Annotated in this window: 16 protein-coding genes; 8 read left to right on the plus strand and 8 right to left on the minus strand. The window is 57.6% G+C overall.

The genetic code is table 11. The annotated features are described in order from the left end of the window. Positions 1-58 precede the first annotated feature (58 nt). The 3 genes from MWU39_RS10220 (at position 59) to argC (ending at position 2,859) form a co-directional block, all read left to right on the plus strand. Positions 59-1,444 (plus strand): leucyl aminopeptidase family protein, encoded by a 1,386-nt coding sequence (locus MWU39_RS10220; RefSeq protein ID WP_247159885.1) that lies wholly within the window; start codon positions 59-61, stop codon positions 1,442-1,444. Positions 1,445-1,556: 112 nt separating this feature from the next. Continuing rightward, the gene (locus MWU39_RS10225; RefSeq protein ID WP_247159886.1) at positions 1,557-1,910 is read left to right on the plus strand and encodes a hypothetical protein; all 354 of its coding nucleotides are present in this window, start codon (positions 1,557-1,559) and stop codon (positions 1,908-1,910) included. Positions 1,911-1,929: 19 nt separating this feature from the next. Then, positions 1,930-2,859, plus strand: a complete 930-nt coding sequence (gene argC, locus MWU39_RS10230) for an N-acetyl-gamma-glutamyl-phosphate reductase (protein WP_247159887.1) — start codon at positions 1,930-1,932, stop codon at positions 2,857-2,859. Between the two features lie 67 nt (positions 2,860-2,926). On the opposite strand, the gene MWU39_RS10235 is transcribed toward argC, so the two are convergent. Continuing rightward, positions 2,927-3,529: a hypothetical protein gene (locus MWU39_RS10235; RefSeq protein ID WP_247159888.1), complete on the minus strand. Its 603-nt coding sequence runs from the start codon at positions 3,527-3,529 to the stop codon at positions 2,927-2,929. Between MWU39_RS10235 and MWU39_RS14560 the strand changes: the two genes are divergently transcribed. Then, the gene (locus MWU39_RS14560) at positions 3,528-3,659 is read left to right on the plus strand and encodes a hypothetical protein (protein WP_281501102.1); all 132 of its coding nucleotides are present in this window, start codon (positions 3,528-3,530) and stop codon (positions 3,657-3,659) included. The two genes, MWU39_RS10235 and MWU39_RS14560, sit on opposite strands and share 2 nt — an antisense overlap. 482 nt (positions 3,660-4,141) lie before the next feature. Here the strand turns inward: MWU39_RS14560 and MWU39_RS10240 are convergent, their stop codons facing one another. Next, on the minus strand, positions 4,142-5,125 hold the full coding sequence (locus MWU39_RS10240) for an IS1595 family transposase (RefSeq protein ID WP_247159889.1): 984 nt from the start codon (positions 5,123-5,125) through the stop codon (positions 4,142-4,144). Positions 5,126-5,324: 199 nt separating this feature from the next. Here MWU39_RS10240 and MWU39_RS10245 point away from each other — a divergent pair, with 199 nt between their 5' ends. From MWU39_RS10245 to MWU39_RS10255, 3 genes are all read left to right on the plus strand, one after another. Then, on the plus strand, positions 5,325-5,663 hold the full coding sequence (locus tag MWU39_RS10245) for a P-II family nitrogen regulator (protein WP_247159890.1): 339 nt from the start codon (positions 5,325-5,327) through the stop codon (positions 5,661-5,663). A gap of 68 nt (positions 5,664-5,731) precedes the next feature. After that, positions 5,732-7,141 (plus strand): type I glutamate--ammonia ligase, encoded by a 1,410-nt coding sequence (gene glnA, locus MWU39_RS10250; RefSeq protein ID WP_247159891.1) that lies wholly within the window; start codon positions 5,732-5,734, stop codon positions 7,139-7,141. A 319-nt stretch (positions 7,142-7,460) separates the two neighbouring features. Then, positions 7,461-10,850: an autotransporter domain-containing protein gene (locus tag MWU39_RS10255; RefSeq protein ID WP_247159892.1), complete on the plus strand. Its 3,390-nt coding sequence runs from the start codon at positions 7,461-7,463 to the stop codon at positions 10,848-10,850. A 77-nt stretch (positions 10,851-10,927) separates the two neighbouring features. Here MWU39_RS10255 and MWU39_RS10260 read toward each other — a convergent pair whose 3' ends face one another. The 4 genes from MWU39_RS10260 to MWU39_RS10275 all read right to left on the minus strand — a co-directional run bounded on the left by MWU39_RS10260 (position 10,928) and on the right by MWU39_RS10275 (position 14,760). Beyond that, positions 10,928-12,877: an EAL domain-containing protein gene (locus MWU39_RS10260; protein ID WP_247159893.1), complete on the minus strand. Its 1,950-nt coding sequence runs from the start codon at positions 12,875-12,877 to the stop codon at positions 10,928-10,930. 166 nt (positions 12,878-13,043) lie between these two features. Then, positions 13,044-13,694: a hypothetical protein gene (locus tag MWU39_RS10265; RefSeq protein WP_247159894.1), complete on the minus strand. Its 651-nt coding sequence runs from the start codon at positions 13,692-13,694 to the stop codon at positions 13,044-13,046. Continuing rightward, positions 13,691-13,897 (minus strand): helix-turn-helix transcriptional regulator, encoded by a 207-nt coding sequence (locus MWU39_RS10270; protein WP_247159895.1) that lies wholly within the window; start codon positions 13,895-13,897, stop codon positions 13,691-13,693. The genes MWU39_RS10265 and MWU39_RS10270 overlap by 4 nt, the downstream gene beginning before the upstream one ends. A gap of 104 nt (positions 13,898-14,001) precedes the next feature. Beyond that, positions 14,002-14,760, minus strand: coding sequence for a hypothetical protein (locus tag MWU39_RS10275; protein ID WP_247159896.1), 759 nt, complete (start codon positions 14,758-14,760; stop codon positions 14,002-14,004). Between the two features lie 118 nt (positions 14,761-14,878). On the opposite strand from MWU39_RS10275, the gene MWU39_RS10280 reads away from it, so the two are divergent. Next, positions 14,879-15,529: a lysozyme gene (locus tag MWU39_RS10280; RefSeq protein ID WP_247159897.1), complete on the plus strand. Its 651-nt coding sequence runs from the start codon at positions 14,879-14,881 to the stop codon at positions 15,527-15,529. Here MWU39_RS10280 and MWU39_RS10285 read toward each other — a convergent pair. Next, the gene (locus MWU39_RS10285; protein WP_247159898.1) at positions 15,523-19,737 is read right to left on the minus strand and encodes a translocation/assembly module TamB domain-containing protein; all 4,215 of its coding nucleotides are present in this window, start codon (positions 19,735-19,737) and stop codon (positions 15,523-15,525) included. The two genes, MWU39_RS10280 and MWU39_RS10285, sit on opposite strands and share 7 nt — an antisense overlap. Beyond that, positions 19,737-21,941 carry a BamA/TamA family outer membrane protein gene (locus MWU39_RS10290; RefSeq protein WP_247159899.1) on the minus strand — a complete coding sequence of 735 codons (2,205 nt, stop codon included), beginning with the start codon at positions 21,939-21,941 and terminating at the stop codon, positions 19,737-19,739. Before MWU39_RS10290 ends, MWU39_RS10285 begins: the two co-directional genes overlap by 1 nt. Between the last annotated feature and the right edge of the window lie 8 nt (positions 21,942-21,949).

Raw genomic sequence — 21,949 nt, forward strand, 5'->3', positions numbered from 1 at the left:
CCCTCCCAAATCTCAATTCGCGCGTGACAAGCCGCAGATCGCACCTAATTACATAATCATGACTGAAATTACCGATTTGATCCAGCCCGATCGCGGGCAAGACGCAACCCCCATCCACCTCACCACGGCGGCGGGTTTTGACGAATACGCCAAAACCTTAAGCGCTGGTCAGCGCGCCAGCCTGTCTGCGCAACAGTTTGAAGGCGGCGCGGGTCAGGTTGGGATTGTGACAGATGGCGATGGTTTCTTTGCCGTAGGGGGCGTGGTCGATCCTGAAAACCTGTCGAGCTATTGCCTTGCTGCTCTCGCGGACAAGCTGCCCGAAGGTACCTACCGTCTTGCCAATGCCGAAGCGGGCGCAGCGATGTTCGGTTGGCTCACCGCGCATTACAGCTTCACGCGCTATAAAGATGATGAAAAAGCAGTCGGCCCGAGGGTGCTTTTGACCGAACAGGTCGGTCGCCTACCAAGCTATATGGCCGAAGCCGAGGCCGAGATGCTGGTGCGTGATCTCGTCAACACTCCTGCCGAAGATATGGGGCCAGCCGCACTTGAGGCCGAGTGCGAGAAGCTCGCCAAGGCGCATGGTGCAAAGCTTGATGTGACAAAGGGTGATAGTCTGGAACAGGGCTATCCCATGGTGCACGCCGTTGGCCGCGCCGCCGCCCGCCACCACGCACCGCGGATCATGCACCTGACATGGGGCAAGGAAAGTGACCCCGTGCTTGCATTGGTCGGCAAAGGCGTGTGCTTCGACACGGGTGGTTTGAACATCAAACCGGGCAGCGGCATGCGTTTGATGAAGAAAGATATGGGCGGCGCGGCACATGTGATCGCGCTTGCTGGTTTGATCATGGCTGCCGGTCTGAAGGTGCGTTTGCATATGCTCGTGCCTGCGGTCGACAATGCCATTTCCGGCCCCGCCTTCCGGCCGGGAGACGTTTTGGACAGCCGCAAAGGCCTGTCGGTTGAAATCCACAACACCGACGCTGAAGGCCGCCTGATCCTGGGCGATGCTCTCACTCGAGCAAGCGAGGAACAGCCTGACCTTATCATCGATTTCGCCACGCTAACCGGCGCGGCGCGCGTTGCGCTCGGCCCGGACTACGCAGCGATGATGGCGCGTAAGGATGAAACCGCACAAGCATTGATTGCAGCGGGCAAAGCCAATGATGACGAGCCGTGGCGGCTTCCGCTGCCAGAGGCGTATCGCGATTATTTGAAGTCCGACATCGCCGACATCGTCAACGCGCAAAGCAACCCATATGCAGGCGCGAGTGTCGCTGGCCTGTTCCTTGATCGGTTTGTGGGCGAAGGTATCGACTGGGTACACTTCGACACATTCGCGTGGCGCCCTTACCCCAAACCGGGACGGTCGAAAGGCGGCACAGCTTACGGTCTGCGCGCAGCATGGCACATGCTGAAAGACCGCTATGGCGCGTAAAGGAACCGTAATCGTGCGGTGCGCGTTACACGGTTTCTACAGGCGCAAACTTGCCCGATTGGTAAGTTACAGCTAAGCGCGCGCCACCGGGGGACTAAGGATACCTACGCGAATGAGCGGCACCGACGTGCAGGCAAGCAAATACACCGTGCCAAATGGCGTTCTGGGTCTGAAAGGCCCAGTTCAAAAGCCTGCGCCCGGCACATTGCCCCTGCGCGGGGACCTTGCCCATATCGCGCTCGCCGGAACACATCTGGCCGCGCATTATGTAATTCCTCATCCAGGGCGCATTGGCGACGTAGATGTCGAGCTTCATCTGGTCCCCCGTGACGATAGCGACGTGACCGACACTCTGGCTGCCGGAACAGCAATCGAGGTGCTCGATGTAGCTGGCGATTGGGTTTGGATCTGTGTCGGCGCAGACGGTCCAAGCGGATATTGCAAAGCCGTTTGTCTCGCTGGCTGAAGCCGCTACAAGCGCGGCCATGACAATCCGTATATTCATCGATGGCGCTGCCGGAACGACCGGTCTGGAAATCCGCGAGCGGCTTGCCGGGCGCAGCGAATTTGAATTGCTGGTACTGGAGGATGATCGCCGCAAGGACAAGTCCGCTCGCCGCGACGCGCTACACGAAGCCGATATTGCGATCCTGTGCTTGCCCGATGATGCCGCGCGCGATGCGGTGGCCTTGGCCGAAGGATCGGGCACCCGCATTATCGATGCATCCAGCGCGCACCGCGTGGCTGATGGCTGGACCTATGGCTTTCCTGAGTTGATCGGGCATGAAGCGATTGCGAACGCGCAACTTGTCTCCAACCCCGGTTGCTATCCAACTGGTTTTCTCGCGCTCGTCGCACCGCTTGTGCAGGCCTCAGCCTTGCCAGCCGACTGGCCTTACACCGTCAACGCCGTCAGCGGCTATTCGGGAGGCGGAAACGCTTTGATCGATCGGTTTGAGGAGGATCAGAACATTGCGTTCCGTGCCTACGGGCTTGCTCTTACGCACAAGCATCTTCCTGAAATGCGTGAATATGCAGGGCTAACCAGCGAACCTGTTTTCTCGCCCAGCGTGGTGCCCGCCCATCGCGGCATGCTGGTAGATGTCCCTCTGCCTTTGGCGGCAATGCCCGGCGCAGCATCGGCCACTTCCCTCGAAAGCGGGCTTACGGACCACTACGGCGACAGCGCCATTGTGAAAGTCCATTCGCATCCGACCCCGCCCGCCGAATTGCTTCTTGGCAAGGATGCCGAGCCTTGGGACGGTCTGGCGCTGCATGTCTTCACCGGCGAAGACGGCACACAAGCCCGCCTGATCGCCATGCTCGACAATCTCGGCAAAGGCGCAAGCGGCGCCGCGATCCAGAATTTGAACATTATGTGCGGCGTGCCGGAGACGACCGGCTTGCGGCTCTAATTATTACCTCTGCCCAAAATTTAGGCAATGGTATACATGACAAAGCAACGAATCGAAGAAATTGAGGTTACGCCTGAGATGATTGAGGCGGGGATTTGTTCTCTCGAGCAGGGTCTCGAGGCACTGCCCGCTGCTTCATTGGTTTTGGAGGTTTATAAAGCCATGGCCGCTGTGCGGCCTCTATAGTGTTCTGGTACTGAGCGGATTCAATGAGATCGGGCCTCTCACATTCAATCCAGAATTTCACAAGGCAGGCGTTTAGCGTGATCGCATCAGATTCAAGGTCATCAAGGGCTTTTATAGAGATCGTATGCTTAAACGCTCTCGCGCTGAAATTTTTGTTTTCATCTGTGACAATCGCTTTTCCGTCTTCGAAATTTATTCCATTGTGCAACAGGCGGTCACGTATTTTCGTTATTTCCCCGATCCGTTCAAATGCTCGCTCTAGATCATTAGGTACCAGTTGGCCGCTGGCAGAATAAAATCGCTTAATGGTATCCGCTGCTCCGCGAACACGAACGCCAGAGAATAGCACTTTAGAAGTCAACACTGAGGTGCCTGAGACAATCCGGAGTATCTGGTGCATAGTGGCCTCGATCTCGGCGTACCGATGGACAAATTTGCCGAGCGCATACCAATAACCTGCGAAAGAGTGATCTGGGAAATCCATGAAAAACACCGATCAAAAAGAGAAAGAAGTGCTTAAGCGGATGTTGCGGACACCGCCTAAACCAAAGGAAAAGAAAAGGGGGGCAGGCCCGAAAGCCCACCCCACTAAAAGTCAGAAAAGTTCGGCCTGATTGGGGTCAGTCCCGCGCTTCCCAGTTTTCACTTCGGACACACGTCCTTGGTTCCAACCAAGATCGGCTGCAATGTCATGCTGAAACTCGCCACTGGCGAGCCTTTGCTTAACTTCGCAGAAGATTTCAGGAGAGTATGGTGCCCTTTCTGGGCGTTTGGGTCGTACAAAAATCACGGTTTATCCTTTCCGTGTAACGACCGGCTTGACGACGAGAATCCCCTATGTGTAGATGCATGCATCACGGGGACTATCTCGCTCCTGCTAGCCGGACAAAAGTAAGCAGGAGTTGCCTCGACTAGGCCTCTGGTGTTCGAGCACCGGAGGCCTTGCCATTTGAGGCAACCATCCAAAACAAAACAGAAAACTTTGCTCGGCGCGAGACGAGACTGTCTGGATTCGCGATTCAACTGGGGATAAATGCGTTCTTAGCGATTCCAGCGCTTGCGTCTCTCCCCAATCTTTCGGGGAGGCTTCAACCTATCAGGCTGCGACTGCGCTAGTCCGCCGATAGGTCAGGCGCTTGCCAGAGATACCCTTTAGGGCTTCGTCAGCGCGTTCAAAGTCAGTCAGCTTGCGAGTGTTGTAGCGGAAGTCGAACTCGCCAGTGTAGCGGTGCAAATGCGTTGCCGAGACGTGATGATAAACACCGATGATCCCGCGCTTAAGAATGGAGAAGAAGCCTTCAATTGTGTTGGTGTGAGAATGCTCGCCGCGCTTGTATTCGCCAAGTGAGTGCTTGACGATGCTGTGCTTACCGAACTCTTTGCCGACATTCGTATAGCCCGCATGTTCGTCGGTCATGAGGTAAGAATAGCGGTCAACGTTGGTAACGAGAGCGTGGCGCAAGGTTTCGCCAGTTACGCGCTCAACGTGGATTGAGCGGACTTTACCGCCACGTTCGACAAGCGAGACGACAGGCTGCTTGTTCGCAAATGGGGAGCGACGATTAGCCGAAAAGCGACGTTGCTGTTTGGCATTGCGGTTCTTGGACTTGCCGCCGACATAAGTTTCATCGGCTTCAACGAATTTGCCAAACCCGCCTAGCGGCTCGTTATCGGTGTCTTTCATGGCTTCGCGAATGCGGTGCATCATGAACCACGCGGTTTTATAGGTAACACCAAGCATACGCGCCATTTGATGCCCGCTGATGCCCTTCTTGGACGCACACAGCATATGTGTAGCCAGAAGCCACTTATTGAGAGGCACCTTGGAGCGTTCAAACACGGTGCCGACTGTGACAGTGTATTGCTTGCGGCAATCATTGCACTGGACGACGCCCTTGCGGACGGTGCCGCCGGGATGCGCTTTGGTTGACTTACGCTTTTGCGGTGGAAGCCGTTTAGCGTTGTCCGATCCGCAATGGGGGCACAGCGGACCCTCAGCCCAATGAAGGGCTTCTAGGTGCTCACGTGCTGCATCTTCGTTTTGAAAGCGAGGGGCAAAAATGTCGACTGCGGTTTTCATGCATTATCAATGCACTGAATGCCCTGCTTTGTCAAGTATACAATGCCCAAAATTTAGGCAGTTGTTGGATTCAGAATAAGCAGCGGTAAAAGCGATTCCAATGCTTGCGCCGAGACGCCCCCTCTGTAGGATCACATGGCACGATTCTTGATAGAATTGGTGTGTGTCACAAACGGACCAAGGGGTGGGGTAGCCACACGTGAAAAAGATCGAAGCGATCATCAAGCCTTTCAAACTCGACGAAGTGAAAGAGGCACTCCACGAAATCGGCGTGTCCGGTATCACCGTCACCGAAGCCCGCGGCTTCGGCCGGCAGAAAGGCCACACCGAACTGTATCGCGGCGCTGAATACGTCGTCGATTTCCTTCCCAAGGTAAAACTGGAAGTCGTCGTTTCCGATGATCAGGCCGAACGCGTGGTTGAGGCGGTTGCCGCCGCAGCACAAACCGGCCGGATCGGTGACGGCAAGATCTTCGTCAGCCCTATCGAGACCGCTTTGCGCATCCGTACGGGCGAGACCAACGACGACGCGATTTAATCCGCATTCAATTACACTCGCCTTGAGGCGGGGACCACACGCAATTCTATCAGCTGGAGACTACGAACATGGCAAGCATCAAAGACGTCCTTAAACAGATCAAGGACGAGGAAATCGAATGGCTCGACCTTCGCTTTACTGACCCCAAAGGCAAGTGGCAGCACCTCACCATGGCCGCCAGTGTCATGGACGAAGACGCGCTTGAAGATGGTCTGATGTTCGATGGTTCTTCGATCGAAGGTTGGAAGACGATCAATGAATCGGACATGATCCTGAAACCGGATCTGGATGCAATTTATGTCGATCCATTCTCGGCCACGCCGATGCTTTCGGTGTTCTGCAACATTGTCGAACCTTCCGATGGCCAGCTTTACTCACGCGATCCGCGCTCGACCGCGAAACGCGCCGAAGCTTACCTCGCATCGACCGGCATCGGTGACACAGTCTATGTCGGGCCAGAGCCAGAGTTCTTCATGTTCGACGATGTCCGCTTTGAAGACGGCTATGCCGGATCGGGTTACGCGATCGACGATATCGAACTGCCGACGAACACCGGCAAAGAATACGAAATGGGCAATATGGGCCACCGTCCACGCGCCAAAGGCGGCTACTTCCCAGTGGCGCCGGTAGACAGCGCCATGGATATCCGCGCCGAGATGGTTTCCACTATGATGGAAATGGGCCTCAACATGGACAAGCACCACCACGAAGTGGCAGCTGCCCAGCATGAGCTCGGCATAACCTTCTCCTCGCTCACCACTGCGGCTGACCAGGTGCAGGTGTACAAGTATGTCGTGCAGCAGGTTGCTCACGCATACGGCAAAACCGCAACCTTTATGCCAAAGCCGATCAAGGACGATAACGGCAGCGGCATGCACAGCCACATGTCGATCTGGAAAGACGGCAAGCCGACTTTTGCAGGCAATGAATATGCCGGTCTGTCGGAAAACTGCCTTTACTACATCGGCGGTGTCATCAAACACGCGAAGGCCGTGAACGCCTTCACCAACGCCACCACCAACAGCTATAAGCGTCTGGTACCGGGCTTCGAAGCACCGGTTCTGCTCGCTTACTCCGCGCGCAACCGCTCGGCATCGTGCCGTATTCCATACGGTTCGGGCGAGAAAGCCAAGCGCGTCGAATTCCGCTTCCCGGATGCGATCGCCAACCCTTACCTTGCCTTCTCGGCATTGCTGATGGCTGGCCTCGACGGGATCGAGAACAAGATCCACCCGGGCGAAGCGATGGACAAGAACCTCTACGATCTGCCGCCAGCGGAACTCGCCGAAGTTCCAACCGTGTGCGGTTCGCTTCGCGAAGCTCTCGAAGCGCTCGAAGCCGATCACGAATTCCTGCTGAAAGGCGATGTGTTCAGCAAAGACCAGATTGACGCTTACATGGAACTCAAATGGGAAGAGGTCATCCGCCTCGAAACCACGCCGGCTCCGGTCGAGTTCGACATGTATTACAGCAGCTGATCCGAATCGGTTTCAACGAAATACGGGCCGTCGGGAGAAATCCCGGCGGCTTTTTTGTGCTTTGTCGAACGCGCGCGCCAAAAGGTACGGCTGCTTACGTCAGTCCAGAGTCACGATATTGGTGAGTCGCGTAATATAAAGACGCATTCAATCGCCTAATTCCGCCTTTTATTGCTTGCCTAACAATTGCGTAACCATCTTGTCACACGATTCATAAAGCATTGGGTTAACCATGCTTTCTGATTGAGCCAATTCGGTCTTGCGGTAGATTTTACATCATGGGGCTCTGTTAGGGTCCAGACTGACATTGGGGAAAATCATGAAAATTTCGAATGCGCGGTTTAGCCAGCGCTCTCTTCTGGCTGGTTCAGCCACTCTTGCACTCGTCGCAGCGGCAACAGCCGTTCCGGCTCAAGCGGTGGTGCCGAATGATAACGTCACTCCCGAAGAAGCCGTCGATGAAGACGACGAGTTTAGCGGCGTCGGCATGCTCTTTCGCAATGATGGCTTTGTGTGCACCGGTACGCTGATCAATCCGCGCACGGTCCTATTTGCCGCCCACTGTGTGAATAATCGCCCCGCGACAGATTTCGAGACGACTATCCAAACCGCTTGGTCGTTCAACGTCAATGCGCTGCCGGGTTTCGTGAATTGGATTAACAATAATTTCGCGAGCAATCCCGATCTCGCAGTCTACAATAGCAATCGCGTTTATTACGATGCGCGTTCGCTTGATGATCCTGCTGCGCAAGGTTTCCTTGAAGCCGATATTGCGATTGCCAGCCTTGATACACCGGCAGCGAATTTGCCGACCTGGTCGCTGCTATTTTCACCGCTCCCCGATCCCGGCGCGATCGATGACGTCAACGGCACAGGTTACCATGTAAACATCACCGGTTATGGCCGCTCCGGCTCCGGCACGACCGGCGCATCACAGGGCATCGACTGGCGTCGCCGGTCTGCCGAGAACATGCTCGGCGCGCTGACGTCATTTAACGAACGGAACAATTTCCTGTTCGGCCAGCCATTCGGCGATCTTCCGCAAAGCCTCTATTGGTTGGATTTTGACGATCCCAACAAGACCAACCCGTTCGATTTCAACCTGTTCAAGGACGAACCGCTCGAACGCGAAGGCACGACAGCTGGCGGCGATTCCGGCGGCCCGCTGATCCTCGACGCGGCTAACAACACCCTGTCCGATGAAGATCTGGTCATCGGCGTTCTGTCCGGTGGCTCACGCTTCTTTGGGGCACAGGTGTTTTCAAGCTACGGCACAGCCAGCTTTTACCAGCCGCTCTATCTCTATTGGGACTATATCGCGGCGACGAACCCATACCGTTATGTCACCGCCAAAGCTGGTGACGGCAATTGGGAAGACGCATCGCACTGGGAAACCACGCTTGATCCGGCATACCGCATCATTGATGATAGCGGCGCTGTGGTGAATGGCATTCCAACCAGCATCGGGCTTGGCCCAGAAGGCGGATCACCCGATTTCGGTGAGGTCTGCTTCGATCCCGAAGGCACCAATCCGGGCGACGGCTGTCAGGATCTTGCCACAGGAAACCTGACACCTCCGGCTCGCAACACACAAGATGTTATCGTTTCTTCGAATATCGGCCGCGTAGGCGCCGATGCTCTAAGCGAAGCAACTGGCGATAACGCAGTCACGCTTGCGGATGATACGCGGGCTCAATTGAGCGTTGCTCTGGACCAGCAGGTGCTGGCGCCAGAATTTGCCGAAAATGCCCCGCAGGGCATCAATGGCGGCGGACCGGAGTTTTCCGATGATGCGCTGCCCGCAGCGACTCTGGAAAACGGGCTTCCCGGTGCGTCGGACTTTGTTCCTGACAACATCGATCCAATCATCAGCACCGATGCAAATGTGAACGTTGATCCACGTTACTTCGACGTGACATTGGGCAATTCGGGCACCACCACACTGAGCAGCGAGGTTGAGATTGATCGGCTCACCGTTCTCAGCGGAGCTGGGCTAAACATTGCCGAGGAAGGCGATCTGACCACATTGATCGATGTCAGCCAGTTTGGCGGCACGGTCACCGTTGATGGCGCGCTGAACTCGGTCGGTGATTACACCCTCTTCGGCGGCGCGCTGCAGGGATCGGGTACGGTTGTTGCGCCATTTGTCACCAACATCACTGGTGCAATCTCGCCCGGCACAATTGGCGGTATCGACACTCTGACGATTGACGGCAGCGCCGTGCTATCATCGGGATCGACGCTGATGATCGACGTCGACGGCGCAGGCGCTTCGGATCTTCTCGCCGTCACCGGCGAAGCGAATGTCGGCGGTATAGTAATGGTCGGCAGCGGGGTGCTCAATCAGCCCGCTGGCAACGGCCAGCAATATACGATCCTGACTGCCGATGGCGGCGTGACTGGCGCGTTTGATGAAAGCAACCTGTCCGCCATTCTCAGCCAGTCGTTCACCTACGACGCAAACTCGGTCATGATGGAAATCTTGGCGGCGAGTTATAGCACGGTGGTTGACGCGAACGATCCGAACCAAGTCGCCTATGCGCAATTGTTCGATCAGAACCGTACAACTGGTCTGCTGAACGATCTCTACGCACTCGATCTGGCCGACGCGGACACAATCCGTGCGACCTTCTCGGGACTTGCTCCTGTTTCGGAACAAGCCGTTCGTTCGTTGACGGGCATGTCGCTCAACACGATGCAGAACTTCAACAACAGCCGTCTGCATGCTGCCAATCGCAGCAGAGCCGGCGGTAAGATCGCGAAGATCGGCGCTCCGCTTGAGACTGTGCAAATTGGCCTGATGCCAGCGACGCAGGGTGTTGGCCCCGCCGCGATGGCTATGCAAGGCGGCGATGACACCGAATTGTCTGATGCGAACATCTCAGAAGATGTCGCGATCTACGTCGCTGGCGGCCTTGTCGGTGGCAGCGCGGATTCGCTACCCGGTTTCGGCGCAAGCAGAACCGATGTCAGCGGATTTTATGTCGCAGGCGGTGTCGAATTCTACGCAGCTGAAGAAACCATGATCGGCGTTTCTGGCTATTTCAGCTCGCTCGAAGGTGATGTTATTCTTGGCCAGGAAGTTGAAAGCGATCTGATCGGTGGCTCGGTTTATGCGCGCCACAAAACAGGCGGCGGTCTGGTCATTGATGGTCAGGCGAGCTTCGGCAGCATTGGCACTTCGTCACAGCGCAATGTCCAATTCCTCGGCACAAACCAGACGCTGGTATCGGACACTGATGACACGCTGTTCTCGACCGGACTGGCGCTTTCCTATGACATGGAAACCGGAATCGGTACGATTTCGCCAGGCGTAGAGGGCCGGTATTCCCGCGCCTCTCTGTCACCGGTCACCGAAGCTGGTGGCAATCTGGCGCTTCAGGTGGATCGTGAAGACTTCACCAGCGCTCAGGCCCGCGCCGGATTCGACTATGAAAAGTCGGGCTCTTTCGCGAAGATCAACGGCACGGCGCAGTTTGTTTGGGAGCTTGAAGAAGGCCCGCAATTGCTGGGCGCACAATTCGCGCAGGGCTCTGGCCCGAATGCGAATTTTGTCATCAATCAAGCGGATCAAACCTGGGTTGAGCTGGGCATTGCCGCGACACTTGGCGATGGTCCTGTGAATGTGAGCTTTGGCTTTGACACCACGGTGGGCCGTGCGTCGGCGGACGCATATGCGTTCACAACATCGGCGACTTTCCGCTTCTAAGCGGACAACGACCAAACAGAAACGGGCGCTCGCAGCGATGCGGGCGCCCATTTTGTTTTCGGTTTAGGTTATGTAGCCTAGCTCGCGCGCGATACGTCGCTGGCGTCGGCGCAACGATCTGATCCATCATTGTCTCCCGCGCTATCAATCGATCGCATCAGATTTTCAGAAGTCATCGGCTTTCCAAACAAGTAACCCTGTACGGATTCCGCGCCGGCCCGTTTAGCCATCAACAGGCCAACTTCGTCTTCAACCCCCTCAAGCAGGCAATGCACACCCAGTACGCGGGCCATGCCCACAAGCGATGCCAGAACTTTTTCCGCCATCGGATCGCCGGGATTTTCGACAAAACTCTTGTCCACTTTGAGCTTTTGAATGGGCAGCGAGCGCAAATAGCTGAAATTGGAATAGCCCGTACCAAAATCATCAAGCGCGATCGGGAAACCGATCTCCTGCAGTCGATCCAGATTGGCAGTCGCTTTCGCGATGTCGGCCATCATCGCCGTTTCGGTGACTTCGAACTCAATAAGGCTGGGATCGACGCCGTGCTCTTTCACCAGCGATATGATCTGGTCGATCGTGGGATTGGAAATGAGATCATAGCTCGACAGATTGATCGATAGCGGCACCGCATGCGGCCATGAGGTTAGCTCTTCGAGCGCTTTTTGCACGACCATCAAAGTTACGCCAGTGATAAGGCCGCTTTCCTCGGCGATCTGGATAAACCCGTCCGGCGAAACATGCCCGATCGCCGGACTATGCCAACGGACCAGCACTTCGGCGCGAACTACTGTTTTCGATCCGAGTCTGAATTGCGGCTGGAAAACGAGATTGAGTTCTTTCGCAAGGTCAGCTTTTCGAAGCGCATCTTCGACGCGGAAACGAGCATGGGCGGCCTGCGCATGTTCCTCGTTGAACAAAACCAGCTGGTTCTTGCCCTTTTTCTTCGCCACCATCAGCGCATAGTCGGCATGGCTAATTTGCGAACGGAAACTGCGGCCCTGCTCTACGAGGGTCACACCAAGCGAGCAGGAAATGGCGATGGTGCGCTCGTTGATCAGATAGGGTTGTGAAATCTCGGTCAGCAGTCTTTCACAGCGCCCGATAACTTCAGCTGGATCGGTAACGCCGAGACAGATCAGATTGAACTCATCTCCGCCCATACGGCTGATGAACATCTTGTCGTCAGCTGCCCGCTGCAACCGGACAGCAACCTCTTGCAGCAATTGGTCGCCAACCAAATGGCCGTGAATATCGTTCACGGCTTTGAAGCCGTCGAGGTCCATCAGAACCAGCCAGACATCCATTCCATTGCCGGTTTCATCACCAGCAGCGGCCCACTCTCGATTGGCTTTCTTGAGCCTCGCGAAAAAGGCTCGGCGGTTTGGCAGTTTGGTAAGGCTGTCTGAAAGCGATTGCTCTCGCAGCTCCTCGCTCAGCGCGTTGGCGTTCTCCAGTTCGTCTTCGGCTTGAACCTTTGCGTCGGCAATCTTGCGGATGGCTTTTCTCATGAGGAGCGCGATCGACGATGCGGCGATGACGGCGGCAAATGTTAGGAAGCAATAGAGCCAAAGAGTGTTTTCATCGAGCTGCGGCGCAAATGTCAGCATTCCGACAGCCATTACCCCTTGCGAGATCAGAGACTGTTTAAAGTTGACGCTGCCAAGGCTGAAAGAAACGGCCGCGATAATGAAGTAGGTCAGCTTTTCAGGTGCGAAGCTTACGTTCAACGCGACGACAATATTGAGCACCACTGAAACATTCATCAGCAGCAGCAAGCCGTCGACCCGGTGGGCAGGTTCAGCTTTGCGCATAAAATACACGCCGAACATCGCGATACTGACAGAAATCAAAGTCATCGTCTGGAGCGCGATGAAACCGGGCCAGTCGGGCCCGATGAAATTCAACGGCAGCATCGCGCCATAGTAGAGCATCCATGCACAGAAATAGCCGCGCAGAATGGGGCGATAGATATCGCGAACCGTCAGCTCGGCTTCCTTGCCCAATCTTTGATTGCGATCTCGCATCACGCCCCGCCTCCTGGCGCGATGCAACTAGCTGTTATTAATTAACAAGACGTATTATTACCGGGCTGTCTCCAAGGTTTTGAGTGGCCAGCTTTTTATCTACGCTACTCACAATGTTTGCCCTCACCCTTATTTGGGTGACATGGGAGGCCGAACGGCGGAAACCTTACGCCACTTTCAACATGCCGCGCCGCCCTGTCACAATGAACGTTGCAGCCAAGCCGGTGACATAGAACATTGTAAGCCAGTCGAGCGGTGCCATCGCGTCTGCCAGTTCAAGATGGGCCAGCATCATCCAACCGCCGCCGATCACAATGGTCGCGAAGTATGCGACCGCCGTGGCCTCGATATTGACACGGCTATAGAGCTCATCCGAAGCTTTATGCGATTTCCACCCGAGCCAAGCACCGATCGCCATCATCGCAGTGGCAATGATCAGAGCAACTTGCGCGGGAACGGGGCCGGCGGGTGCGGCTAGCGCCAGCAATACCAGCGCAGCTCCCCACAGCGTCATAGCTATGGCGGAATACAGCAAGACGGCCCGCATCTCGCGAATTTCGTCGGCGTCCTCGGTATTGAGATATTTCTCGCCAAGCGCCGGTGATGCCGCCCCGACACCCACACCGATCGCGATCATCATGTAGAGCCCGCCCACCACAGCAGCGATCATTCGCGAGGCAGAAAGTGTATCGTCGAAATTGGCATCCATAAACGTCATCACCGCCGCTGCGCTGACAACGCCGGCCACCGCACCGGAGATCAGAGGGATGACCATTTTGCGTTTCAGTGGGATTTCATTGCTGCTTGCTTCAGTCATGCTTCCGGCTCCCAATTGTCAATAAACAGATCGGGCACGCTCGCTTCGAAAAGCTTCGCCATGCGCAATGCGAGAGGCAATGATGGATCATACTTGTCGGTCTCAACCGCGTTGATGGTCTGGCGCGACACGCCCAGCCTTTTCGCGAGTTCGCCTTGGCTCCAGCCATGCAGCTCACGGTGATGTTTCAAACGGTTTTCCAAGACCCAACAAGCCTCTCTTTGCGCAGGCTGATTCGTGCCTGTAAAGAGCTCTTTACTGTAAAGATCTCTTGTCAGTCAAGGACTCTTTACAGGCGGCATGGAGATCAGGTGTAAGCCCAGTCAAGCAAATCGACACTGTCCATCGCTCCGCTTACGTCGGGATGGATGTGCGCAATCGCCTTGCCAGCTTTCTTCATGCCGCCGCGCAAATAGGGCTTTAGCGCTGCCTCCGCTGGGCCAGTGCCATAACCGTGCAAGGCGGCGAACAAAGCCGTTGCCGTGACCAATGCCTGCTCCGAAAGGTAGCCGTTCGCCGACGATCGCCACCCGGCCCACTCACCATCGGTGAACTGTTCGAAACTGCGAGCCGAATTGGCAAGAAACACCCCGAAACCGATATAGACCGCTGCGCAGTCTGTTGCATGCTCCAGCAAGTCCGGGCCGCCCGGAGGATCGCCGGCATTCACGAGCAGATAATGGCAAAGCTCATGTGCGAATGTCGCGGTAAGCGCATCCGGATCGCGAAGCATTTGCGACGAATACCGGATCACAGCCTCCCCATTTTCAACCGAGAATGTCCCGCAAGCAGCGCCGCCTTCATGCGTGAGATGCGGGGACGAGACGGGATCGCCGACAGCAACTTTCTGCAACCGACACGGCCATTCCTCCATCCCCGCGATGCCGCGCACTGCCTCGAACAGCTCTGGCCCTGTCCGCGCTTCGAGCAGCGCGGGATGATCCGGCAACACGAATTCAGGCCGGATATGCGCATCGCCCAACACTGTGCGCAGCCAGGCGAAACAGGCGACAAGCCAGTCGAACTCGTCCCGGGAAATCGGCGGCTTGGGTTTAAAGAACGGCATGGCGCATTGCTGACAAAGCGGGCGTGTTTGTTCAAGCCCTTCTTCATATGCGTTTTCCTACTCACAGATTATCTGCCAACTGAGCCGGTCTCCCCTTCCCCCAAACGGAGATCCAGCAATGCCAGAGAGCCGTAAGCCTCTATTCGATACCGTCCGCTCCGTGCTCAAACGTGGCTTTCGCCAGTCCGAAGTCGACGCCATCGACACCGCGATTGACCGCGTGTTTGAACGCAAAGGTGAAAGCGCATCAGGCGTCCCCCATATCAAACCCTCGCGGCCAATATCAGCAGATACGCCGCGCACAATCGGACCGGATGGCATTGCCATCATCAAGCAATTCGAAGGCTGCGCGCGGCTGCGCCGTGATGGCTTGGTCGCAGCCTATCCTGATCCCGGAACTGGCGGCGCGCCGTGGACGATCGGCTGGGGCGCAACGCGCGGCGGTCTTCACGGATTTGTCGGGCAAGATACCGTCTGGACACAGGCGCAATGCGACGAGCGTTTAGAGGAAGACCTAAAACGTTATGCCGCCGACGTTGCCCGCGCGATTGGAAGCACGCCCACAACTCAGCCGCAATTCGATGCCATGGTCAGCTTTCACTACAACACCGGAGCAATCGCCCGCGCGACCTTGACCAAGAAGCATGTTGCAGGTGATTACGAAGGCGCTGCGGCAGAATTCGCACGCTGGAACAAAGCCGGTGGGCGCGTGCTGAAGGGATTGATTAGGCGGCGCAGCGCCGAAATGGCGCTGTACCGCCGTCAATAATCCCGGCTGATTTCGGCAAGCACGCTGTCACGCCCGATGGTCGACACAGTGCCCAGCAAGGCAAGCCAGCCGGTGACACGGTACTCGACCGACGTGGCGCTGTAGCCGCGGCCATCGGTCACGATTTCAACATAGAAACGCCGCCCGATATTCTTGCCAAGGGCAACGCCGGTGCCGCGCCCAATGGCGGGATCGGCGCTGACGATCCGCAGCTGGTCGAGGCCGATTGACCGGCGCAGATCGCCGATAGGATCAAGCCCGCCTCCGCCACCGCGCAGCGAGGCTAGCGCCGCGCCAAGCTGTAGCGCGTCGGTCGCCGAGAGCGACGTGACCGATCCGCCGAAAAGCAATTGCGCGAGGATTTCTTCCTCGGGCAAAGCAGGTTCGGAAGAGAAGGTGACTTGCGGCGTCTGGGCATTTCCGGTGATCGCAACCGTGACATCGGTTCCATTCGCGTCGGTTTCTGCAAGCATATTGATACGCGGATCAATTGGCCGGTTCACATCGAATGTGATGCGGCCTTCGGTCATATCAAACCGCGTGCCAGCGAAGGTGTAGTCGCCGCGCACCAGGCGCGCCTCCCCGCCGAGGCGAGGGTCATTCACTGTGCCACGCAAAGCGATGTCGACGCCCCATTCGCTATCGAGGCCAAGGCCGCCCACCGCCACCCGGCTCGGCGCCGATGCATTGATCAGATACCGCCAAGAACTTGCCGCGCTGCGTGCGGTCGCGCCGTTTGTGTCGCGGCGATTGATTTCGCGCGTGGCAATTGTGGGAAGCGACATATCCTCCGCCGCTATCCCGAGAGCCCAGCTTGCGCGGTCAATTTTAACGCGCCCTGCGATTGTGCCGCCGACTCCGTCAGAGACGATACGGAGCGGCCCTGTGATCGTCGCATCCAGACCGCTCGCATTGAGCAATCGCGCATTTGACGCTGCGGCGCGCAAATCGAGCCGGGGACCGCGGCTGCCGCTCATCGCGGCAAGGTCTACAGTACCGCTGCCGCTAACCTTCCCGCCGCCGCGCGTTGTGCCGGCAAAGCGGGTCAAAGTCAGGGTCGATCCGGCAAAGCGACCACGCGCGGTGACATCATCAATGTCAGTGCCGGAAATCGCACTTTGCAATCGCAGATCATCGCTGGCGAGATTACCCGTGATACGGGGATTGTTGAGCGTGCCAACCGCTTTGGCGTTCACGCTGATCGGGCCAGTAAGATCAAAGGTTTCGATGGCCGCGAGCCGCCACAAGGAACTGGCCGCGCCGTCATAGGCAAAGCTGGCATCAAGCCGGCCATTCATAATCCGCCGCGCAAGGTCGCTTCCACCACTCAAAGATGTGACCCGCGCATCGAGGCGGCCCAGGCGGTTACCATCTTCGCGCAGGCGCGCTCCGACGACCAGCGAGCTGCCTGTTAGATCGGCGACTGCAAGCACATCCATCGGCGTAGAGGACAGGATTAGTCCAGACCGCGTGAAATCGTCGATCCGCACGCGAGCGCTTGCGGTGGGTGCGGCGTTTCCGCTCTGGTTCCAGTTCACAATGCCGGAGAGCCTACCACCGAGGCCGAGTTCGCTGCCGATCAGATCGGCAAGGCGCAGCGGCATTTGCGACAATTGCGCCTTGAGAGAGGTTTCTCCGCCGCCCAGTTCGCCTTCGACAATGGCATATCCACGCGCAAAACCGATCTGTGTTGGCGCGAGCGACCAGCCGCCATCACTTTGGGCTGACAGAACAGCGCGGCGCGGCATGGTGATCGGACGCCCGCCATATTCGCCGCGCGCCAGCACTGCGATCCGCTCTGGCGTAACATCGCCGTCAAACTTCAGTGAGAATCGATCACTGCGGCGCCCAGCAATGGAAGCTTTTACATCGCCGCGCCCGTCGACCACTTCCGCATTGGCGGCAAACTCCGCAATCGACAACGCCCCATATGCAAAGCCGGAGCCTCTGACATCGGCGAGGATGCGGCTGGCCCCGCCGCCAAAGGTGCCGCTTGCGTCAATATCCGCGTTCGTCAGTGAGATCGGCGTGTCGCCTCCGAAACGCGCTTGTCTTGCGGTGAGATCAAGATCGAAGCCTTGCGCGCCGCCCGCTGCGGGGGCCAAGGCAACAGTCCCATCGAGACCTCCGCCCGAAAGCGCGAGATTGCCCGAAACTCCCGCATCGGCAAGCGAGAGGTCGCCTGTCACGTTCGTGCGATACACCTGCAAACGCTCGATCGCGATTTGCGTCGCACCATTTGCGGGCAGGACCAGTTCAAGCGCGCCGTCAAACGGCCCGAGCAGCGATCCGCCGCTTGTATCAATCGCAAAGCCATTGTCGCTAGGCGCGATGGCCAAGCGCACATCCGCCAGGCCCGCAGCCGGATACGGATCAGCAAGAATCAATGTCGCGCGCGGCCCATCGCCTGCCAGTTCGGCGTCGACAGTGAACGGGCCATAATCGACATGGCGACCGCTCCCTGCGAGGCTGGTCCGCTCACCGACAATCCGGCTGTCAAAGCGGGCGGCTAGCCGCTCGCTATCCAACTCAACATCGCGCAACACAATCGGCTGGTCCGCAGCCATGCCGAAGGCGCCTTGGAACGTCAGCCGCTCACCAGCGACATTGGCGACGCTGGCATTGGTGACGTCATCCAGTCGTCCGGCAAGGTTGGCCCGGATGCTCCACGGTGTCTGCGTGCCAAATCTCGCCACAAGTTTGGCATTGGCATTCACCGTGCCAATCCCGTCGAGCGCCAGACCGCGCGCGTTCACTGGACCAGCGAGCGCATAAACGCCGCTTGCGGTATCCCCGCGCAGCGCCAAACCGGCATCTAGCGAAGGAAAAGTAAGCCTCGCTTCATCGGTCGTCAGACGCGTGCCCGCATAGGTCAGTGTGCCCTTAAGTGTGCCGCCAACGAGCTCTGGATCTATGCTCTCATTGCCGGTGACGACGCGCTCAACGCTCGCGTCCAGCGGCAAAGAAAGGATGCTGTCGCGAAATATGGCTGAGCTCGATTGCGCAAGATTCTGCAGCACAGTGGTGCCCGCCTGCAGTTCGCTCACAGACAGATTGTGCTGAATTGTCAGATCGTTGAACGATCCATCAATCACGCCGGTGAGACGCGCACCGCGAAGCTCTACGGCATCGCCGAGGATCGACGGATTGCGAACAATTGCCGCGACATCGAAATCGGAGAAACTGTTTCCGGCAAGATCGACATTGCCGTTGCCGCGCACGTCTATTCCCGACGAAACCGCTCTAATCTGACCGTCAAACTCGCTGTCTTCCAGCGTGCCGGTCAGTGCGAGAGACAGAGCGCGTCCGGAGGCTCTTCGCAGGATTGTACCAGGCGTAAAATCAGGATCGACCTGTCCCAGCAGGCCATAAGTGCCGGCATCATTGGTGATCTGAAACGCGGCAAACCGGCTCGCTTCGCCTTCGATTGGCTGGCGCGTCACCAAAGCGTGCCCCAGCCAGCGGGTCCAAGTGCCTTCGCCTTCGACGCGCGCTTCGTAACCGGAGCCTAGCCCCGCCATCTGGGCAATCGGCCCATCTGCAGCGGCCTTGTAATCCAGCGAAATATCGAACCGATCACCGTCGGGCTCTGAATCCAGCAGGAGCGCAATCCGATCTTCGCGGCCAAAGGCTCCGTCCGCATCAATCAATGCGCGGCCGGACCGGATGTCCACTTCGCTCGAAAAATTGAAGCTGTGAGCCTGATCGCCAGCAACACCGGGAGCGAGGACAAAGTCCTCAATAGCCAGCTTGTCGATGCGGATATCGAAGTCCGGCAGGAGCGGCGCATCCGGATCACCGGGAAGCAATTCGGGCAGGCGCTCCAGCCTGCCGCGCCGCGCCGTAAGCTCGCGCACATCGAGGCCGCTCCATAACCACGCCAGCGGGTTCCAGTCGATTTCCGCTTCGGGGATGACCAGAAATTCGCCCTTGGGATCACTCAGTACCACATCGCGTAGCACGGCCTGACCATAAATGTCGCCTTCGATCCGGCCCACTTCAAACCGCAATCCGGATGCAGGTGCCACCTGTGCAATCTGATCCGCGACGAAGCGCTTTCCAATCGGCGAGCTCAGGAACAACGCGCCCAGCAGGATCGGCGCTAGGATAATCGCGAGCAGCCAGCCGAGCCGTTTCAGCCAGCGGCGTTTACGCTTGCGCTCGGGCGTTTGATCTTCACCCGCTTCAATTGCGCCTTCGTTCTCCATCAGAACGCCTGACCGAGACTGACATAGACCACGACGGGCGCATCGAATTCAGTCGGATTAAGCGGCGTGCCAACATCCACGCGGATGGGACCGAAGCTGGTTTTATAGCGGACACCAACACCGGCGCCATATTGGATGAAGCGAAAATCGGGTGTTGAGCCCAAGGAAACCGATCCGGCGTCGACAAACGGCACGATCTCAACAGCACCATCGAGAAAGCCTGTTTGAATGCGCGCTTCCAGAGACAGCTCGACTAGCGAGCCCCCTCCGGTCGGTTCGCCCAGATCATTGCGCGGGCCAATACCCTGGAATCCATATCCGCGCACCGAACCGCCGCCGCCTGCGTAAAGCCGGCGCGATGGCGCGATCAGCCCTGCATCGGCGCCTAGGATGCTCGCGGCTCGGACGCGCCCTGCGAAGACCGTGTCGCCAACCGATTGGTAGTAACTCACATCACCCTGCGCGCGCAGATAGAACGTTTCCGTACCGACTGAGCGCGAGACTTCTGGCGCGAGGAAGCCCGTCACACGGTACCCCTCGGTTGGGTCGAGCAGATCATCGCTGGAATCAAGCGTAGCGCTGCCGAACAAGCCAAAGATTGTGTAGGTCTGGCGCGGTCGTTCGATCCCGCCGATGATCCGGTTTCGTTCATCGGTGTAGAGAGCCTCTGCCCCAACTTGCCAGCTCAATGGTTTCTGGAAAAGCAGGTTGGATACCCGTTCAAACGAACCGCGTAATGCCACTGTGCGCGCATCAACCGCTTCGGTCTCGATATCGCTGGCATAAGCATCAACCGTAAGGATCTGGTCCCGGTCGCGGAAATTGTTCTTCTTGAACGTCACACTGGCGAGTTGTTCGCGCGTGCCGAAAATCCCCCGCAACTTTAGCGAACCTTCGGGCGGGAACAGGTTGCGGTGTTCCCAGCTCGCCTCCAGCTTCACGCCGTCTTCGGTGCCGTAACCGATTGCGCCCGCAATCGTGCGCAGTGGTGCACGCTCGAAATCAACATTCAGCTCAACTTGCCCAGGTGCCCCGTCCTGCGGAGGCGCGATCTCGCGCGGCTGGACAGTGACGCTGGTGACAAGGCCGGTAGCCAGGATCGCGCGGCGTAGGTCCGCTTGCAAACTGGCCTGATAGACATCGCCTTCCTCGAACCGGGCAATGCGCGACAGATGCCTGCCTGACAGGAACCGCGCATCTTCGCTGCTGATCCCGCCGAACACATATTTCCCGCCCGGCTGCACGGGCAAAGACAGGTCGCCCTCGGTGCGAGCATGATCAATCAGCAATTCGGGCGCATCGACTTCGGCAAATGGATACCCATTCTCGCCCAATGCGAGACGAAGGTCTGTTTCTTCAGCGACAATCCGGTCTGACTGCAGAGGGTCGCCCGATTGGATCGCGAAACTGTCTCGAAGGATGCCGTAATCGGGAGCGGTGTCGAGCGCGCCGAAATCGATTTCCCCAAAGGTATACCTATCCCCCGGGAGCACATCGAAGCGAACCTGAGGGTCCGTGTCCACGGCCTCTCCGCCTTCATCACCGCCGCGACGTCCGCCTGAAAGCTGGCGCACAACTTCGCCATCGTAATAACCGTAAGTGCGCAGCATATCGGTCAGCAGGGTTTCATCCGCCCGCGCCCGCGCCGCGAGCTGCGGCACCGTGTCATCGCCGCTTTCTAACGCCTCAATGGTGGAAAGCGCCCGGAACCGCTCGATAAAGTTGGTGCGTTCGGGAAAGAGATCATTGTCTTCCGGAAAAGCGAGGATCAATTCATCGCTGATCGTAAACTCTTCCAGCGCGGGCAGCTCGACAAGATCGGGCGCATCAATTTCGGCAATCGCGGTGACAGCGGGATCGGGTTCAAGACGGTCTGGCTCCGGGATTTCAAACCCGTCCAGTGCAGCGGATATCGCCGGATCGGTCGGGCTCTCCAACTGATCCTCCGCCGCTTCCGATACGTCAGCCACATCGGCTTCGGAGCGGGCAGGAGCGTTGTCTTGTCCGGCCCACTCTTCCGCATTGGTCACCGCATCACGCGGGATTAGCTCATCGAGAGAAAGATCATTGAGCGTGGGCGCTGGCGGTTGGCTCGGCTGCTCTGTCTGTACGGTTTCATCACTGCCGCCTGCCTCTTGCGCATGAACATAGCTTCCCGCCAAGGCCAGTGCGCTTGCCGCGCACAGCCGAGCCGCGAGGACCATATTCAATT

This window comes from Erythrobacter sp. F6033 (assembly GCF_023016005.1).
In the GTDB taxonomy this organism is placed as follows: Bacteria; Pseudomonadota; Alphaproteobacteria; order Sphingomonadales; family Sphingomonadaceae; genus Erythrobacter.

Bases quoted from the DNA above. Each gene is read 5' to 3' on its own strand.
- MWU39_RS10220 (WP_247159885.1), top strand. From the start codon at position 59: ATGACTGAAATTACCGATTTGATCCAGCCCGATCGCGGGCAAGACGCA.
- MWU39_RS10225 (WP_247159886.1), top strand. From the start codon at position 1,557: ATGAGCGGCACCGACGTGCAGGCAAGCAAATACACCGTGCCAAATGGC.
- argC (WP_247159887.1), top strand. From the start codon at position 1,930: ATGACAATCCGTATATTCATCGATGGCGCTGCCGGAACGACCGGTCTG.
- MWU39_RS14560 (WP_281501102.1), top strand. From the start codon at position 3,528: ATGAAAAACACCGATCAAAAAGAGAAAGAAGTGCTTAAGCGGATGTTG.
- MWU39_RS10235 (WP_247159888.1), bottom strand. From the start codon at position 3,529: ATGGATTTCCCAGATCACTCTTTCGCAGGTTATTGGTATGCGCTCGGC.
- MWU39_RS10240 (WP_247159889.1), bottom strand. From the start codon at position 5,125: ATGAAAACCGCAGTCGACATTTTTGCCCCTCGCTTTCAAAACGAAGAT.
- glnA (WP_247159891.1), top strand. From the start codon at position 5,732: ATGGCAAGCATCAAAGACGTCCTTAAACAGATCAAGGACGAGGAAATC.
- MWU39_RS10255 (WP_247159892.1), top strand. From the start codon at position 7,461: ATGAAAATTTCGAATGCGCGGTTTAGCCAGCGCTCTCTTCTGGCTGGT.
- MWU39_RS10260 (WP_247159893.1), bottom strand. From the start codon at position 12,877: ATGCGAGATCGCAATCAAAGATTGGGCAAGGAAGCCGAGCTGACGGTT.
- MWU39_RS10265 (WP_247159894.1), bottom strand. From the start codon at position 13,694: ATGACTGAAGCAAGCAGCAATGAAATCCCACTGAAACGCAAAATGGTC.
- MWU39_RS10275 (WP_247159896.1), bottom strand. From the start codon at position 14,760: ATGCCGTTCTTTAAACCCAAGCCGCCGATTTCCCGGGACGAGTTCGAC.
- MWU39_RS10280 (WP_247159897.1), top strand. From the start codon at position 14,879: ATGCCAGAGAGCCGTAAGCCTCTATTCGATACCGTCCGCTCCGTGCTC.
- MWU39_RS10285 (WP_247159898.1), bottom strand. From the start codon at position 19,737: ATGGAGAACGAAGGCGCAATTGAAGCGGGTGAAGATCAAACGCCCGAG.
- MWU39_RS10290 (WP_247159899.1), bottom strand. From the start codon at position 21,941: ATGGTCCTCGCGGCTCGGCTGTGCGCGGCAAGCGCACTGGCCTTGGCG.